The organism is Methylobacterium sp. E-016 (assembly GCF_022829745.1).
GTDB lineage: Bacteria > Pseudomonadota > Alphaproteobacteria > Rhizobiales > Beijerinckiaceae > Methylobacterium.
Map to the genome: position 1 here is coordinate 21,937 of NZ_JAKSYF010000063.1, position 15,264 is coordinate 37,200.

Annotated in this window: 25 protein-coding genes; 14 read left to right on the forward strand and 11 right to left on the reverse strand. The window is 63.0% G+C overall.

Annotated elements, in window-relative coordinates; genetic code table 11:
- The first annotated feature begins 42 nt into the window (after positions 1-42).
- On the forward strand, positions 43-594 hold the full coding sequence (locus MKK68_RS06410; protein WP_244029361.1) for a chemotaxis protein CheB: 552 nt from the start codon (positions 43-45) through the stop codon (positions 592-594).
- 159 nt (positions 595-753) lie between these two features.
- On the opposite strand, the gene MKK68_RS06415 is transcribed toward MKK68_RS06410, so the two are convergent.
- The 6 genes from MKK68_RS06415 to MKK68_RS29880 all read right to left on the reverse strand — a co-directional run bounded on the left by MKK68_RS06415 (position 754) and on the right by MKK68_RS29880 (position 3,801).
- Positions 754-1,074 (reverse strand): hypothetical protein, encoded by a 321-nt coding sequence (locus MKK68_RS06415; RefSeq protein ID WP_244029362.1) that lies wholly within the window; start codon positions 1,072-1,074, stop codon positions 754-756.
- A gap of 524 nt (positions 1,075-1,598) precedes the next feature.
- Positions 1,599-2,225: a PAS domain-containing protein gene (locus MKK68_RS06420; protein WP_244029364.1), complete on the reverse strand. Its 627-nt coding sequence runs from the start codon at positions 2,223-2,225 to the stop codon at positions 1,599-1,601.
- Between the two features lie 365 nt (positions 2,226-2,590).
- Positions 2,591-3,085 (reverse strand): DUF2721 domain-containing protein, encoded by a 495-nt coding sequence (locus MKK68_RS06425; RefSeq protein WP_409567181.1) that lies wholly within the window; start codon positions 3,083-3,085, stop codon positions 2,591-2,593.
- A gap of 89 nt (positions 3,086-3,174) precedes the next feature.
- Positions 3,175-3,339: a hypothetical protein gene (locus MKK68_RS06430; protein ID WP_187275502.1), complete on the reverse strand. Its 165-nt coding sequence runs from the start codon at positions 3,337-3,339 to the stop codon at positions 3,175-3,177.
- A 22-nt stretch (positions 3,340-3,361) separates the two neighbouring features.
- Complete coding sequence (locus MKK68_RS06435; protein WP_244029365.1) at positions 3,362-3,574, reverse strand: hypothetical protein; 213 nt, start codon at positions 3,572-3,574, stop codon at positions 3,362-3,364.
- On the reverse strand, positions 3,571-3,801 hold the full coding sequence (locus tag MKK68_RS29880; protein ID WP_243932034.1) for a helix-turn-helix domain-containing protein: 231 nt from the start codon (positions 3,799-3,801) through the stop codon (positions 3,571-3,573). Before MKK68_RS29880 ends, MKK68_RS06435 begins: the two co-directional genes overlap by 4 nt.
- A 90-nt stretch (positions 3,802-3,891) precedes the next feature.
- On the opposite strand from MKK68_RS29880, the gene MKK68_RS06445 reads away from it, so the two are divergent.
- The 9 genes from MKK68_RS06445 to MKK68_RS06485 all read left to right on the forward strand — a co-directional run bounded on the left by MKK68_RS06445 (position 3,892) and on the right by MKK68_RS06485 (position 9,119).
- Positions 3,892-4,212 (forward strand): hypothetical protein, encoded by a 321-nt coding sequence (locus tag MKK68_RS06445; protein WP_244029367.1) that lies wholly within the window; start codon positions 3,892-3,894, stop codon positions 4,210-4,212.
- Between the two features lie 10 nt (positions 4,213-4,222).
- Positions 4,223-4,423: a hypothetical protein gene (locus tag MKK68_RS06450; protein ID WP_244029369.1), complete on the forward strand. Its 201-nt coding sequence runs from the start codon at positions 4,223-4,225 to the stop codon at positions 4,421-4,423.
- Positions 4,423-4,836, forward strand: a complete 414-nt coding sequence (locus tag MKK68_RS06455) for a penicillin-binding protein (RefSeq protein WP_244029371.1) — start codon at positions 4,423-4,425, stop codon at positions 4,834-4,836. Before MKK68_RS06450 ends, MKK68_RS06455 begins: the two co-directional genes overlap by 1 nt.
- A 67-nt stretch (positions 4,837-4,903) precedes the next feature.
- The gene (locus MKK68_RS06460; RefSeq protein ID WP_244029373.1) at positions 4,904-5,506 is read left to right on the forward strand and encodes a hypothetical protein; all 603 of its coding nucleotides are present in this window, start codon (positions 4,904-4,906) and stop codon (positions 5,504-5,506) included.
- 58 nt (positions 5,507-5,564) lie between these two features.
- Positions 5,565-5,924 (forward strand): hypothetical protein, encoded by a 360-nt coding sequence (locus MKK68_RS06465; RefSeq protein WP_244029375.1) that lies wholly within the window; start codon positions 5,565-5,567, stop codon positions 5,922-5,924.
- Positions 5,925-5,971: 47 nt separating this feature from the next.
- A complete protein-coding gene (locus MKK68_RS06470; protein ID WP_244029377.1) occupies positions 5,972-6,244 on the forward strand; it encodes a hypothetical protein in 273 nt (90 codons plus the stop codon).
- 636 nt (positions 6,245-6,880) lie between these two features.
- Positions 6,881-7,228 carry a hypothetical protein gene (locus MKK68_RS06475; protein ID WP_244029379.1) on the forward strand — a complete coding sequence of 116 codons (348 nt, stop codon included), beginning with the start codon at positions 6,881-6,883 and terminating at the stop codon, positions 7,226-7,228.
- Between the two features lie 337 nt (positions 7,229-7,565).
- Positions 7,566-7,799 carry a hypothetical protein gene (locus tag MKK68_RS06480; protein ID WP_244029380.1) on the forward strand — a complete coding sequence of 78 codons (234 nt, stop codon included), beginning with the start codon at positions 7,566-7,568 and terminating at the stop codon, positions 7,797-7,799.
- 858 nt (positions 7,800-8,657) lie between these two features.
- The gene (locus MKK68_RS06485; RefSeq protein ID WP_244029382.1) at positions 8,658-9,119 is read left to right on the forward strand and encodes a hypothetical protein; all 462 of its coding nucleotides are present in this window, start codon (positions 8,658-8,660) and stop codon (positions 9,117-9,119) included.
- A gap of 340 nt (positions 9,120-9,459) precedes the next feature.
- Here MKK68_RS06485 and MKK68_RS06490 read toward each other — a convergent pair whose 3' ends face one another.
- The 3 genes from MKK68_RS06490 to MKK68_RS06500 all read right to left on the reverse strand — a co-directional run bounded on the left by MKK68_RS06490 (position 9,460) and on the right by MKK68_RS06500 (position 10,742).
- Positions 9,460-9,675 carry a hypothetical protein gene (locus MKK68_RS06490; protein WP_244029384.1) on the reverse strand — a complete coding sequence of 72 codons (216 nt, stop codon included), beginning with the start codon at positions 9,673-9,675 and terminating at the stop codon, positions 9,460-9,462.
- 156 nt (positions 9,676-9,831) lie between these two features.
- The gene (locus MKK68_RS06495) at positions 9,832-9,969 is read right to left on the reverse strand and encodes a ribbon-helix-helix domain-containing protein (protein WP_244029386.1); all 138 of its coding nucleotides are present in this window, start codon (positions 9,967-9,969) and stop codon (positions 9,832-9,834) included.
- 128 nt (positions 9,970-10,097) lie between these two features.
- On the reverse strand, positions 10,098-10,742 hold the full coding sequence (locus MKK68_RS06500; RefSeq protein ID WP_244029388.1) for a ParA family protein: 645 nt from the start codon (positions 10,740-10,742) through the stop codon (positions 10,098-10,100).
- Positions 10,743-10,978: 236 nt separating this feature from the next.
- On the opposite strand from MKK68_RS06500, the gene MKK68_RS06505 reads away from it, so the two are divergent.
- The 3 genes from MKK68_RS06505 (at position 10,979) to MKK68_RS06515 (ending at position 13,217) form a co-directional block, all read left to right on the forward strand.
- Entirely contained in the window at positions 10,979-11,293 is a 315-nt protein-coding gene (locus MKK68_RS06505) for a hypothetical protein (RefSeq protein WP_244029390.1), read from the forward strand.
- Positions 11,294-11,300: 7 nt separating this feature from the next.
- The gene (locus MKK68_RS06510; RefSeq protein ID WP_244029392.1) at positions 11,301-12,257 is read left to right on the forward strand and encodes a site-specific integrase; all 957 of its coding nucleotides are present in this window, start codon (positions 11,301-11,303) and stop codon (positions 12,255-12,257) included.
- A gap of 171 nt (positions 12,258-12,428) precedes the next feature.
- Positions 12,429-13,217 carry an EAL domain-containing protein gene (locus MKK68_RS06515; RefSeq protein WP_244029395.1) on the forward strand — a complete coding sequence of 263 codons (789 nt, stop codon included), beginning with the start codon at positions 12,429-12,431 and terminating at the stop codon, positions 13,215-13,217.
- 85 nt (positions 13,218-13,302) lie between these two features.
- On the opposite strand, the gene MKK68_RS06520 is transcribed toward MKK68_RS06515, so the two are convergent.
- Together MKK68_RS06520 and MKK68_RS06525 are read right to left on the reverse strand one after the other, a co-directional pair.
- Positions 13,303-13,566, reverse strand: a complete 264-nt coding sequence (locus tag MKK68_RS06520) for a hypothetical protein (RefSeq protein ID WP_244029397.1) — start codon at positions 13,564-13,566, stop codon at positions 13,303-13,305.
- A gap of 2 nt (positions 13,567-13,568) precedes the next feature.
- Entirely contained in the window at positions 13,569-14,333 is a 765-nt protein-coding gene (locus tag MKK68_RS06525) for a Crp/Fnr family transcriptional regulator (protein ID WP_244029399.1), read from the reverse strand.
- A 358-nt stretch (positions 14,334-14,691) separates the two neighbouring features.
- Here MKK68_RS06525 and MKK68_RS06530 point away from each other — a divergent pair, with 358 nt between their 5' ends.
- Positions 14,692-14,994: a hypothetical protein gene (locus MKK68_RS06530; RefSeq protein WP_244029401.1), complete on the forward strand. Its 303-nt coding sequence runs from the start codon at positions 14,692-14,694 to the stop codon at positions 14,992-14,994.
- Positions 14,995-15,264 lie beyond the last annotated feature (270 nt).

Sequence of the window (15,264 nt, forward strand, 5' to 3'; positions counted from 1 at the left end):
AGATCGAGTCTGAACCAACCTGGGGTGGCGCAATTGAGGGGCATGGGACCCATCGTCGTCATCGCTGCCTCCGCTGGGGGCCTTACACCAATCAAACAGATCGTGGCCGCGCTACCGGCATCCTGCTCGGCATCGGTTTTCATCGTTTGGCACACCGGCCGTCATCCCAGCATCCTGCCGGAAATCTTGAACATGACGAGTCGTCTGCTCGTCGGGCACGGGGAGGATGGCGAGTTTATCCAGGCTGGTCGCGTCTACGTCGCCCCTCCCGACAAGCACATGTACCTGGATCACGGCGTGATCCGCCTCGATCACGGGGCGAAGGTCCACTACACCCGTCCTGCGGCGGACCCGTTGTTCGTGTCAGCCGCCGAAGCCTACGGAGAACGCGTCGTTGGCATCGTCCTCAGCGGCTATGGCGGGGACGGCGCGGATGGCCTGGCGACCGTCAAGGCACGCGGTGGCTTGGCTCTTGTCCAGAAGCCCGAGGAGGCGGAGCAGCCCTCGATGCCTTGGGCAGCGATCCTGGCCGACCATCCTGACGCCAGCATGCCGGTTAAGGAGATTGCCGCTCGGGTAGCTGGGTTGTGCTGAAAAGACGAGGCAGGCCCGTCCCCCGACCTGATCGCGGGGGACGGGTGCCAGCCGGGTCAGCAGCGGTCCGGTCCTGATCTCGGCTTGAAGGCACGATGCCTCGGGTTGGTTACTAGCAGGTCAACGGGGCCGAGCTTTGAAACGCCTCGCTGCGCCCCGCTATTCCCTCGCGGCCGGCTTGCCCTTCGCCTGCATCTGCGTCTGGACCCTGCGGGCCATAGCCCTGATCCGGTCCTTGCTGGCGTGCCGGTCGTACCCTCGTGCAACCAGCCCATCGACCAAGCGGCCGGAGATTACCACGACCGATTTGCTATCGAGCACGGGAACGTCGAGGTAGGCCGCCATCAGCACGGCCGACACGTCATCGCGCTCGGGCGTCTTGGCCTCAGCCAGCTTCGCCCGATAATTGGCTTGGTAGTCCTGCTGCTTCCGCTTCCGGCGCCGGTATCGCGCCAGGTCCTGCTGATCGTGCCAGTCCATCGCACAAGGCTCCTCTGCCGCTTGTGCTGATGTATCATCGCCAGAACGTAGAAAGTCGGGAGCGAAAAACGTGACTCTACGTACTTTAACCTCGGCCTGACTACAGTCCGTCGATATGCTCTTAGCAGCCCCCTGAAAACCCGGTGAGCACACCCGGTTTCGGTCTTGGTATCTTATAGGGGGTGATCGGGTGAGATCACGGGGTGAGCATAGGCGGTGAGATTGACGCTGGGCATGGTCCACGAACAAGCAGCCGGTTACCCCAACAGCGCAAGGAGCTCGTCGTCGGTTGGAGGCGGCTCGGTCCATGCCGCAGGCCATCGATCTACTCATCGATCCCGTGGCGGTCCCATCGGATGACACCATGGCCGAGGTGGATCGCCTGGGCGCCGCAAACCCGCATGAACGTCAGCAGGGACATGCTGCAATAGGCTGCAGCCTGCGACCGGCGCATGAGGCGCGGCCAGTTGGGGAGGGGTTCGGATCGGCGCGGCATAGTCCCAACTGATCGAACAGCCTTGCAGTCAGTGCCTTCTCACGGTCGGTGGCGGCGCTGCCTCTTGCATCAGCGACGCTGCAAGCTGTCTTCCGAGTTCCAGTAGGAGAGCATCGAGCAACGGCTTCAACCGCTTCATCCCATGGGGGTCGAGGTCTCCTATCATCCCACGGATCTGCAGAGCCCCGTCGGCGATACGCTCCAGGAGCGGCGCTGCCATATCCTTCGCGAGAAAATCCATAGACCCGTCGGCATGTCCGTCCCTTCGCACATCGGTCATATCGATGAGGATGCCACGACCGCGCGTCATTCCGCTTTGTGGGTCGCGATCGAAGTGTCCACGAGCGAGAACCCAGCGAACGTTGCCCTCCTCCGGCACGACGCGGTGCTCCCAGACGAACAATCCACCCTCTTCGCGCACGCGGCGATGAGGAAGCGGATCGGTTGGCATATCGTCGGGGTGGAAGAACCGAGACAGCTCAGCCCACGTCAGGCCGGCGGCGGCCCGTTCCTCGGGAAGACCGTAGATCCGAGCCATGATCGCATCTCCCCGAATGCGATCGATCTCGACATCATCCTCCCACATACCGATGCTGAGTGCGGTCAGTGCAAGCGGAGCGGACCAAACGCCTCTCTCAGGCAGCATACGCGTCATACACAACCCGTCCCCACAACCTCAGCTTGCATAAGTCTCACAACTTTGAGCCTTACTGCAACCAGGGTATTTGTTTCCGTACGGTCACTGGCATGGTCAACGAATGATGGACGACCGCGACAGAAATGGAAAATTGAACCCTATCGTCGTGCCGCTGCCCAAGCCAGGCATGGCGAATGATCATGTCCGCACTTTACGCCTCCTGCAGCGCATCGCAGAGGTTCTTGATCAGTCCATTGACGACTTCTTCAAGACCCGGTCGGAAGGTAGCTCTGATGCCGATGGATCCGGTGGGACTTAAGGCAGTGCCTCGCGAGCCATCAGGGCGTCGGCACGCGCTCGATGCCAGCGCGGTGCTACTGGTCCTATGGAAGTCCAGCAGTCGATGCTTGATCCTGCTGCCGATCAACCTCGACCCGAATGCCGCGTCCCGCCAATAGGATCTCCGTTAGGAACGCGCTAAGTGCGCAAACCGTGAAGATTAGCCCAGCGCCGAAGCAAGCGAACAGAACCGAGGCGGCGGCGGCATCACGCAGTGCGCCCACGAACAGCGTCAGGATCGAGCCGAGGATCATCACCGCGCTGAGACAGGCCATGACTACGGCTACGTCGAGCAGGAACGAGCGCCGCCGCAGGAAGGATAGCTGCCGCGAGAGGTGGTGTGCTTCGGTAGCGTCAGCCTTGTCCAACTCCTTGGCAGTTGTGTTCACTTTGTCTGCGATCCGGGCGAGACGGGTCGAGAACACGTTGAGCATTTGAGCAAGAGCTGTAAGTACGAAAGCCGGCGCCAAGGAAACCTGAATGATATGAGCAATGTCGTCGGGTGAATTTCCACTGAGCGTAATGTTGAACAAGGTCATGGATCAGCTCTCAACCCCTTGTGCCTTCCGCTCTTGGAACCGGATACCAGCCCTTTTCCTGTTGTCAGGGATGAATTTAAGGCCAGCAGTCATGACTTGAGATCCGCTACTGCAACGACGGCTGCGGCCACAAACGCTGCAACGGCACAATCCTCGAACGCATATTCCAGGCCTGCCATCTCAAGCAGCCGAACCGAGGTGATGAGCACGACAGCCACTGCGATCGCTACCAATCGGCTCATGACGCGGTTCATCCGATGTGCTCGGCATGCTGCATCAGTCGGCTCCCCGCTTCGCCCCATGAACGATCTGCTGCAGCAGCGAAGGAAGCGGAAGACCGTACTCATCCAGGAGGAAGGCCGCGCTGAGCAGCGTCCGGATGTGCTGGTCCGAGACCGGCCGGCTCATGATCTGCGCGTCCAGCACCTGATCGGCGAGGAGGCCAGCGAGGCGCGCGACTTCGGACAGGCGCGCGGACGAGGCGATCATGCTTTTCGCTCACGCATCCGAACCCCGGCGCCCCCGCCATTCTCAGGGATAAATTCTAGGCCCGCACGCTCGAGAGCGTCTCGTATCTTATCGACGCTGCTGATCCGGGCATCTTGCCCGGCTTCAAACCGATTGATCGTGTTAGCCCCAACATCAGCTTCACGGGCTAGGTCCGCCGTGCTCCACCCCAAGGCAGCACGACCCATCCGGCATTGAAATGGCTTCATGAGGTGAATTTATCACCATATGAGGTTGACATCAAACCGGTGTGGGTTACACCTCTAGTGGTGAGATTATCACCACGGAGGCCAGCCTCGATGCGCTACGCCAACCTCATCCCCGCCTCGCACATCGCCCGCAGCGCCGACCCGCGCCTGACCGCAGACGCCCGCCGCGCCTTCATCGCCGCGAAAGCCGCCGTCGTCGCCTCGACCGAGAGCGCCAAGCGCTTCGCCCGCACCACTCCCCTCGTCAACCGCGACGGCACGTTCGACCGCTCGGCCATAATGCGCGCTGCGATCCGCTCGGCTCAGGCCCGTATGGAAGTCACTGGCGACGCCTGGGGCGTGTGCATGTCCTACGCCCTCAAGGGTGCCTGGGCCGCCGCCAAGGCTTCGCGCCCCTACCGTGCGCACTGAGGTCGGACCGGTGGCCTCCGACCTGATCCGTTCCCCCGCCGTCCGCCTGCTACACGCCCGGCAGGATCACGCGATCTGCCTGCGCCTCGCGGCCTCTTACCGGCAACGGATCGCGGCCGGCGAGACCGATCAACGTGAGGCCCACGCCTGGGCGCTCGGCAACGCCCGCCGCCTCCGCCTCATCGTGGCCGAACTGAGCGGGGCGAACTGATGGCCGCCAACCTCTCCCGCCGTGGCGTCCTCGGCGCCTTCCTCGTAGTCGTCGCCTCGCGGGTGCCTGTCGCTGCCTCTGACGGCATCCTGCCGGCGATCCGCTGGGCCGAGACCGCCGACGCCGCCTACTCTGCCTCGGGGCGTGTCGCGGCCGACTTGGCTGCCGCCGGCCTGCCCATGCCGGCCGGGTGGGCTGCCTACCGCGCCTCGCTGGCTCGCGTGCGTCAGACGGCCCGCCTCGACCTCTACGCCCTAACGCCGACCACGCCCGAGGCCGCCGCCGCCCTGGCCGCCTACCACACCGCCCGCGGCGAACGTGCCGGTAGCACTGGCGCTCGACGTGCCGCCCGCCGCCGGCTCCGCAAGGTGTTCGCCCTGCCCGGTGCCGTGCTGCCGCCCCGGCCGACCTGAATACCCGAACGACCGAACCCTCGCATTCCGCAATTTCTGAAGTCACGAGCCCCTTGGAGCCCGAACGATGACGCACGTCCGTACCCTCGCCCTCGACCCCGCCTCCGATCCGATCCACGCCGCGATCCAGCGCCACCGCACTGCCTACGACGCCTATCAGGTCGCCCCCGAGGGCAAGGCGTCCGTGATCGCAAGCGACGACTACGACGCCGCGACGGAGGCCCTGACGACAACGCCTTGCGCCTCCCACTTCGGGGCGCTCGCCCTGCTCGGGCACCTGCGCTGGTGGCTCGGCGAGGAAGCCGAGTTCTCGGCAGCGCATCAACCCGGTTTCGGCATCGCGCAGGCCCGCGTCGCCGACCTCACGCTGTTCCTGGGCACGAACCTGCCGCCGGTCTCGATCCCCTACGCCTTCCCATCCGGCCGTCTGCTGCTGGTCCAGAACCGCCCCCTGCCGGCGATCGACCGCTACAGCCAGTCCGCGCCGTCTGCGCTGCCGAACGAGCCCCTGCCCGGTGAGTGCGCCCCCTGGGAGTCCGTCACCGCCGTCCGGCCCGACACCGCGTTCGTCCGCGCCCGCCGCTTCATGGATACCGGCGCCGAACTGCTGACCGCCCTCGTCGTCATCGGCGGCGGATGCGTCCTCACGGGCTTCGCCTCCCTACTCTGAGCAATCCTGCAACCCAGCATTCCAGACTGCTAGCACTCTAGCAAACGAGGTTTCCGACATGCGCAATCCCTTGAAGCGTTCCCCGAGCACTAATCCGAAGCCGAGCCTGCGCGAGCGGTTCGCGTTGATGAAAGCCAAGGCCGCGGGCCTCGCGGCCGAGACGAGCCAAGGCCGCCGCGCCATGCTGGCCGGGTCCATGGCCGCTGCCCTGCCGCTGCCGGCGCTGGCCGCCTCGACGCCGCCCGGCGCTCGCGAGGCCGAGTTCTTGGCGCTCGCCCCCGACCTCCTGCCGCTTATCCGGCGCGTCGGCCCTGCGCAGGCTGAGGCCGGTCGCCTCTTCGACGCCGGGGATACCGCGGCCGGCGAACATCCAGGCTGGATCTCTGACGACACGAGCGCTGCCGAAGCCTGGGGGTAAAGGCCAAGGCGACGCGGGACGCCAACGGATATGACGAGGCATGGGCCTTGGCTAACACACTCTCCATCGCCCTCGCGCGTCTGGCTGATCCCTACATCAACGAGCCGATGCAGACCCTTCCGGGCATCATGCTCAAGGCCGCGCTCGCCGACTTGGGGGAATGGTGGAGCGAGAGCGCCTTGGCCGACGTGTCCCGCCTCGCGGCCGAGCACTTCGGCCTGCCCGCCCCGGAGCCGTTTTTCCAAGAGCTTGTAGAGGCCGGCGTCGAGCCGGACGACGAGGACGAAGGCAACGACGAGAGCGACAGCCCCGCCTTCTGACGCCATCCGCCCGGCGGGTCGGCCCCGCCGCGCACCCCTTCCTTTCAAGGATCATAGGAGCACGCGCGTGTCCCCTCTCAAGCTGTCCAATCCCTTCCGCCGGAGCGCCGACCGCCCTTCCCTAAAACAGCAGGCCGCGGCGCTGCGAACGACCGCCGCTAAGGTGATGGGCCGAAGCGCTCCGCCGGCTCCCTCGACCCCGCTCCCCTCGGTTGGGGGCGACGCTGAGCTTGCGATCCTCGCGACGCTGCTCTGCGATGCCTTCGCTCAGCATGATCTGGTCTGTCAGGAGCCGGACCCGTCGGATGCTGACATGAGGGCATCGTGGGCGCCCGTCCGCGCCGTTATCGAGCGCATGAGCGTCGTGGAGGCGTCCACGGTTCAAGGATTGGCCTTGAAGTGTCTCGGGCTGGCTGCAGACCGTGTGTGCGAGCTGCGCGCCGATCCAAATGGGGAGGAGGCGGGGGATAGGATCGTGCGTCAGTTTCAAGATGCTGTGCGGGCGGGGAGCTTGGCGCCGCTGTCCGGTTCCAACGAAACGAGGGCCTGAGACCGATGGACAACGTTATTGCATTCCGCCCGCCCGCCGTGGCGCCTCTTGTCCCGCCGGCGCCCTCGCCGACCGAGACCCGCCGCATGATCGAGGAAGCGGCGCAGACCGCCTTGGACACGGCGGACAGCCTGCTCGCCATCCTCGACCGTATGGATGGGGATGCGGATGCCGAGGATGGCGGCGACGCGGAGTCCTCGCTTGCGGCTCCCGGGAACCACCACGGTAGTCAGGTCGTATGCCTGCGTGGAAACGATGCGGACCGCGAGGCAGAGGCGCCTGAGACCGGGTTGCCGGTCGTGATCGTCAGCCCCGTTCCGCGGTTCCGCCCCGTAGACCTCGCGCCCGAGCTGATGGCCTGGGGCGGGCATGGCAACGTCGTGGCAGCGGCCGGCGCAATGCTTCTCGACATGGTGGCGGAAGGTGGGCGCTGATGCCTACTGCCCTCACTCTTAATGCAGCAGACACCACAAGGCGGAGAGGCGCCTCGGCCTACATGCCCAAGCTCACAGTGGGTGCATAGGCAGCCATGCGGCATTCTTCACCGAGCCCATCAATTGAGCGTATGCGTCTTGGGCCACTTGATAAGCTTCTCTCCGGTTCATCCCGTGGACCAATCCCAAGGACTCTGGCGCGCCCTAACCCGGCGCGCCTTTTTCGTTGTAAAGAGTTGAAAACAATCAAATTTAGGCGAAAGCCATTAAGATTTCTTTAACCTCTTATCCGAGCAGCCGACGCGGTCCCTCGCGCTCTCATGGATGGAGAGGCGCAATGGCGATGAACTCACAGCCCTTCGGATTTGCCGATCTTGATAAACCGCCAATGCCAGCCTGTTACCGCGTTCTACTGCTCGGACCTGAGGGCCAAGTTACTCGCATGGTGCCGATAAAGGCGCGAAACGACCTTGATGCAGAGCGTTTGGCAAGAGGCTTCCTAGATGGCCATGGGGTCGAGCTATGGGACGGGATGCGGTTTATGGAACGCTTCATGTCGATGGATCGATAGCTGGCGAGAAGTTGCCGCTTCGAAAGGCGGGCACTGAGAGGCCCTGGATACGCGCCTCGGCATTAAGGCGCTTCATCTCAGCAATTGCTTGCATAGCCGCTTCATAGTCGCGTTCCGGATCGGAGGCCCCTTTGGCTATCCGGCCCTCAATGAAGCGTACGCGTTGCTCGCTCACTGAGATTGGGACAGGCGCTCGCCGAGAGGCATCCTCACGCTGGGGCGCCGGACTGACGAACGGGCGGGGAGCTCGATCTGACATGGGGCAAGATTGTCGCACTCCCGTCCGCGCTGCACCATAAAATGTTACGGCGCACCATTTTTTGCGTCAGCGCTTTTGGGTGAGCTTGCTACCTAATACCGCCATCAAGCCGTTGACGACCTAGTAACCGACCCGAGGCACCTTGCCGGCAAGCCGGGCTCAGGACCGGTTCGCTGGTGAGATAGACGAAGCACCCGTCGCCCCGCGATCAGATCGGGGGACGGGCCTGCCTCTCTCGGCTTAGCTCGCGGGGAACTCGTCCGATCAGCCCGCCTGGCACCAGCCGCGGCGGGCTCTCTCGTGCCTCACAGCCTGCCGCGTCGCGTCAGTGGCACACGGATCGCTTATGGCCGCCTTGTGGGGCAATTCGGTTTCACGCTCATTCCTACCCGAGATCAACTTCAGCCCCGCCAGCATCTGCCGCGCGGGGCATTTTCGTGTCTTCGGGGCCTGATTAAGCCTATTAATGCAAAGCGTTTCGTCTTAGAAGAAATATCATTTAATTATTTTGTTTTATTGATCAAAATACAGGTTAGGGACAGCTCTAATATTTTTGAACATTTCTCGTTGAGCGCGGTTTCCGCCAAAAGGAGGCTTCCATGCGCCTGATGATTGCTGTTTTAGCATTTGTTTGTTTTGATGGTGTTGCGTTTGCTCAGTCTGCCGACAGCACGGTAGCCGATAAGACCAAAAACGACGTGCAGTTGAACGAGCTTCGAACCGCACCGACCCCAAAGCAGGTGGGCGACCTCGACCCCGTGCAGCTCGCGTCGGCCCATCGTGAGCGCGCGGCCTCCGTCGCCGAGAAAACAAATGGCCTTTGGCAGTCCTGGACGACCTCGATTTGTGAAGGGTGTGGGAACACGCCCTCCTATCAGGATACGGTCCGGAACGACTTCGCCAATCGGAAGGGTCTTGGAGGTCTTAAGGCTGAAGCTGACCCTGGGAAGCAGCATCAGTCAACTCCGCGGAAGGCCGAACTCGAGCCGGTTAAGCAGAACCTCTACACCGACCTCTCCACCGAAAACATCGACCAAATTCGGCGTATGCCGGGGCGGTAGACGGCCCAGAAGCGCAATGGTTTTTTCAGCCCGCCCGGCGCCAGCCGCGGCGGGCTTTTCGTGGCCTTATGTAGCCAAAGCACCAAGCGACGTAGCCTGCGGCTCGGCAAATTGCTTGGCCTGATTGAACCCAGCAAGGAGCGCCATTCTTTCGTCCGGATAGGACCTTGGTGCCCTAACGACTGGGCCGTTCTCTCGACTGATCAGCCAGACATAGCGCCCTGGATGAGGGTCGTACGGGAGGACAACGACGCGGCATCCGCCGGGGAGCGTGGCTGGCATCCCGATACCGTGTCACACCAAAGCGTGGCTGTGAAGTTGCTCGCGCCGACGGTCTAGCTCAGTTTGCCTGCTCGGGTTCAGCCAGCAGCCCAAAAAGCTGCGCCAGCGCAATCAGTTCGACATCGCTGCACTCATGGCCATCCACGAGCCACAGGCCAAGGACGTCGCGTGGAGGCTCGACGTTCCGACCGATCGCACGGAGGGCTTCAGCGGCTTCACGAGATGAGTTGTCTGTCTTTCCCGATCCCATGCCGGCCGAGCGCGTCCATGACAAGATAGGACGTCCACGGTGCTCGCCGGGAGGCCGCACCATCGCAGCTCGTCCGGCTTGCACACCCGACCGCGGCGAGGCTGGTAGGGCCGTCTTGATAGCAGGATAGTGAAACGTCAACCTCTCAAAACGTCGATGGGTCAAGACATCGAGACGCGTCTACGTCTTGTGACCATGCCGTCTAAGGACATCACGGATCGCATCCTCCGCGAGGGCCTGGGCGGTAGTGTCCTGATCCAGGGCGATCTGTCGAAGCGCCTTGCGCTCGGCCGGCGTCATGCGAACGATGATCTGCACCCGCCCCTCCGCTCCCTTTGCAGCTCTCGCTGGCTCTACAGGCGCTTGAGCTGAGTTCTCAGCTTCGGGTGGTGCCACCTTGCGAGCAAGGCGATCGGATAGGCTCGTGAGCGGCTGGCGTTCGCTGGTCATAGGCCCTGCTCTTTCATGGTCTCTTGAACCTCACGCCATAGCGCCAGCATTTCCTCTGCGGCGCGCCCGTTCGGTTCGAACTCGTTGACCGTCTGCCCGCCGATGACGGCGTGAGACATCGCCACCCGCTGCGAGACCACGGATCGAGCAACGGTCGCCCCCATCCGGGTCAACGTCTCGCGCGCCTCAGCGACGATCGCGGGCTCGCTAGCGCCGGTCCGCGGCGGCGCATGATTGATGATGGCGAGCGGCACTTTGCCAACGCGTCGGGATAGATCGAGCGTTGCGGCCACGGCCGCGAGATCGAACGGGCCAGGTCGCGTTGGGACGATGACGAGATCGGCGACACGCATGGCATCGGCGATCGAGTTCTCTGCATGCGGCGGCGTGTCGATGATGCTGTAGGCCACGCCCTCGGCTTCAGCCGCCGGCAGGATCTTGGCAAGCTCGCGAGCCTCGCACTCGACCATGGCCGGCGTGTCGCCCTGTCGTAGATCCCACCACCATTTCAGCGACCGCTGCGGATCAGTGTCGAACAGGAGGACCGGCTTGCCCGGCCCGGCCGCGATGACGCTCAGGTGCGTCGCGAGCGTCGTTTTGCCGACGCCTCCCTTTCGAGCCGCTATCGTGATGGTTCGCATTCTCGCCGTCCTGCCGCCTCGACGCTGAGACTGAAAGGCGTCTGCTTAACAGTCCGTCAAGCTGGATCGACGCCAGGACGCATCGACGGCTCCCAATCACTCTGTCTTGACCGCGAGCCCTTTTGCTATCCTGACGCATAGAAGTTTCAACGTTTAGAAATCTTGCTATCAAGCCGTCATCAGTCTAAGTTCCGATAACAGATATTCTCGGAACTTTCAGCCGGTAGGCGGTCTCAATGGCAGCGATCGTTCTGATAGATGGGACCAGCGGAGAGCGGCTTCCGGTGAAGCCAGCCTATGGCTCGCCCTGCAACGGGTGCGGCTACTGCTGCGCGACGCAGGCTTGTGGCGTTGCGCTCGATCACATTCCCGGCCATCCGGCCGAGGGCGCGTGCCAGGCGCTGGAATTCGAAGACGGCCAGTTCCTCTGCGGCATGATCCGCAGGCCGGGCCACTACATGGGCCTTCCGAACGATTGGGCGGACGACGTGCTGGGCGACATGATCGCGACGGCCCTCGGGGCCGGAAGGGGATGCGATGCGGAGTTCTGAACCCTCGATGCGGTCCGTCGCGGTTCTCCCCAGCCCTGGCAGCAACCTGCCGGCTGAAGCCCTCGCCCTGGTGCGGGACTATCAGCGAGCCTCGAAGGCCGGCGCCACGGTGCGCGCCTACAAGTCAGACGCGGCGGCGTTCACGGCCTGGTGCGACGGCCACGGGGTCTCGTCCCTGCCAGCCTCGCCCGAGACGGTGGCAGCGTTCCTCTCGCACGAGGCGGCTGCTGGGCGGGCCTCGTCCACGATCGGCAGGCGGCTCGCAGCTATCGCCTACGCCCATAAGCTCGCTGGACTGCCAGACCCCGGCGCGCACGAGACGGTGCACGCGGTCATCAAGGGCATTCGGCGCCGCCCTAACATGGAGATCCGGCAGAAGACCGCCGCGACTGCCGAGGTGCTGGCCGCCATGCTCTCGCACGCTCCGCCTGGGCTTGCGGGGAAGCGGGATCGAGCGCTGCTCGGACTCGGGTTCGCGGGTGCCTTCCGGCGGTCGGAGTTGGCAGCGCTCCTCGTCTCCGACCTGACCGATCACGTCGATGGCCTGCGGGTGCTGATCCGGCGATCGAAAACCGATCAGGAGGGCAGGGGGACCGAAAAGGCGATCCCGCACGGTCGGCACGTCCGACCGGTTGCCTTGGTCCGGGAATGGCTCGCCGCGGCCGAGATTACGGACGGGCCGGTGTTCCGGCCGGTGTCGCGGTCAGGCCGGATCAGAGCTGAGGCGCTGACGGATCGCAGCATCGGGGACATCGTGAAGCGGTACGCTGGGGCCGCAGGGTTCGACCCGGCGGCGTTCGGTGGGCACAGCCTGCGGGCCGGGTTCGTGACGACGGCGGCCGAGCGCGGGGCCGATCTTGCCCGCATTATGGAAGTGTCAGGCCACCGCGACCCCCGGACCGTCCTCGGGTACGTCCGCCGGGCAAACGCCTTCAAAGATCATGCAGGGAGCGGGTTCCTCTAAACTGCCCCGCGGGGAGGGTGAACAGAAGCAAGCTATCATATTATAATCTTTTCCTGCGCATTCGCGTCGTGGCACATGGCGTGTGATTTGATCATTTGATTAAAATGAACATGTTTACTTAGATTTCATTACACGCATCTAGCTTCGTCACGTGTAGGTGGAGAGGCTGTGATGACTACGATGAAATGCCAGGGATGCCGCGACGGGAAGCCACTGCCTTTCGAGTTTACGATGGCGTTCCACCCCATCCTTGATCTCCGGCAGAATACTGTCTGGGGCTATGAAGCTTTGGTTCGGGGAACTGAGGGGCAGGGAGCGGGGCAGATCCTCGGCATGGTGGACGAGAGCAACCGGTACAAGTTCGATCAAGCCTGCCGCGTCAAGGCGATCGAACTTGCCGCCTCCTTGTTCTCTGATCAGGAAACGCGGCTATCGATCAACTTTATGCCGAACGCCGTGTATGAGCCTGCAGCCTGCATCCGTGCGACCCTTGACGCCGCCCATCGCGTTGGCTTCGCTCGTCGGCAAATCATGTTCGAGTTCACGGAGAACGAGCGCATGACGGACGTTGCCCACGTCCAGCGGATCATCACCGAGTATCGTAAGCACGGTTTTGCCACGGCGCTCGACGACTTCGGTGCTGGGTATGCCGGCCTCAATCTGTTGGCAAGCTTTCAACCTGACTTCATCAAGCTCGACATGGAGTTAATTCGCGGCATCGCGACCTCTCTCGCACGTCACACCATCGTTGCTGGTGTAGTTACGATGGCACGCCAGCTAAACGTGGCAGTGATTGCTGAAGGCATTGAGACCAAGGCCGAACTGACGACCCTATATTCGACTGGCATCCGGCTGTTTCAAGGATATCTTTTTGCTAAGCCGGCCGTGGCCAGCCTTCCGCAGGTGTGGCTTCCTGATATCATGCCACCAGTCGACGCGCATCAATCTCATGCAGCCTGACCGTTCAACGTATCCCGGATACTCTACACAATTACAGGTGGCCACAACCGCTTGTGCGAACTTTGCAGAACCAATCCTGCCTCGGTCACGGCTTTCGGTGCTGTCGTAGCCATCGCGTTGCCTCCTCCAGCGTGTCGAAGATCGGCGCTGACACTCCGAAGAGACGTCCGAAGGCCGCCTCTACGAACCAGCCCGGGCCCACCTCGTGCTCGGGAGTATCGAGACGCACCAGCACCGCGATTAGCAGGCCGTTGGCAAGAACCAAGCGCCCTTCCCGATCCGGGCTGCCCGTGTCGACCATGATCGGCTGCAGCACGAGCAACGTCTCGACGTTGTCGCGAGCATCCATGCCTAGCTTCCCCGGAGCTGGTTCAGCCATGGCTCGCTCCGGCGTGCGCCCCAACGAGTGTTCTTGAGGTGGAGGTAGTTCGGCGTAAAGCCGCAGAACGCCTTGAGCTGCTCGACATCGTGGATCGTCATCACCCGCCGCTTGAGCGTGATCAGCCCGAGATCGCGCAGCTCGCGAAGCGTACGGTGCACGTGAACGGCCGACAAGCCCATCGTGTCGGCAAGCTCGGGCTGCGTGAACGGGAAGGGGTAACTGTCGTTCGTGACTTTTCCCACCGCATCGAGCCGAACCAACAGTTCGCAGAGGAGGTGCGCGATACGTCGCTCCGGGGCACGACCACCAAGGTTGACCAGCCACTCGCGCAGCACCGCCTCATCGACAAGGGCACACCACCAAAAGGCCCGCGTGATCTGCGGATGGGCCTCGGTAATCTCCTCGATTGCTCGACGCGGGATGTCGACGACATGGCACGCGGAGATCGTACCGATGTTGTGGTCCATCTGGTCGAGGATGAACACGTTCAGATCGCAGAAGTCCCCTGGAACCATAAGCGCCATGATCTGGCGTTTACCGTCCGGGAGCACCTTGTAGCGGCAAGCGAGGCCGTCAAGGATCAGATGGACGTTCTCGGGTTCGTCGCCTTCTCGGACCAAATCGACCCGTGCATCGACCTGCCGGATGCGTGGCGCCAGGCCATCCAGGGCCCGGCGATCGTCATCCGATAGGTCCTCGAAGCCTTCCAGCTTCCGGGTCAGTACCTGCTGCATCTCGCCTCGATAGAAATAAACCGAAACGACTATGCCGGAAATCCAACATCTCAAACTGTCTTTTGATGAAAAATTCTACTTCACGTCCATATTCTCCCTACAACCTCGCAGCATTTGCAACTTTACGGGCGCGTGCAGCTGGGATCGTGCCCTCGGCCTTCTCGGAAGAAGTCCGTGACACAGTTCCGACAGTCCACGTCCGGCGCGCCCTACTCATCTGCCGTCAGTTCCGGGCCAGTGACGCGCAGCTCCCCCATCGCGACGGTGCCGAGGCCGTCGGCGACCCACGCCTGCCAGTCCTCGACGTGGATCGTAGGAGGTGCTTGCTGCGGCGGGACTGACGGGCCACGTTGAGGGGATGGCGCCGAACGATCGTCCAGCCAATGACGGGGCACGGGAAGCGGGTCCTGTGAAATTCAGCCGCAATCGCTGGGCAGGTGAGATCCGACGCGCTCGCATCGCCGCCATCCTCAAATGGCTGTCTATTGGCCTTGCCTGTGTTTGCCTCGTGCTGGGCGTAATCCTGTTCGACGGCAAGGGGATCTATGCCGGAGCAGCTGCATTCGCAGGCGTTATCTGGTTCGTGGCCAATCCTTACAGCCGCGCGGATCGCTTGGCGGCCCGGATCGAGGCCTGGCTTTCTGGGCCGCCTTCTTGGTGAAATAAAGATAGACTTGATTGCGAGCAGACGCGTTCAGGGGGCACTCGCGGAGCGGATTTCTATAGGATGGATGGTCTAATCGATAAGATCCCGTTTCATAACGGGCTGAATAGCTTAGCTGTTGGGTGAGGTAACTGGGGCAGATCACCGGGCGGTGGCGTTTTGCGGTTTGGCTCGGGCGTGATTCAACATGCGGCATGGCGCTGCCGGATCCCGATGGTTTGGATGCCCTTTCGCTGAGCGAGCTTCGCGGGCTTGTCGTGGGCCTGA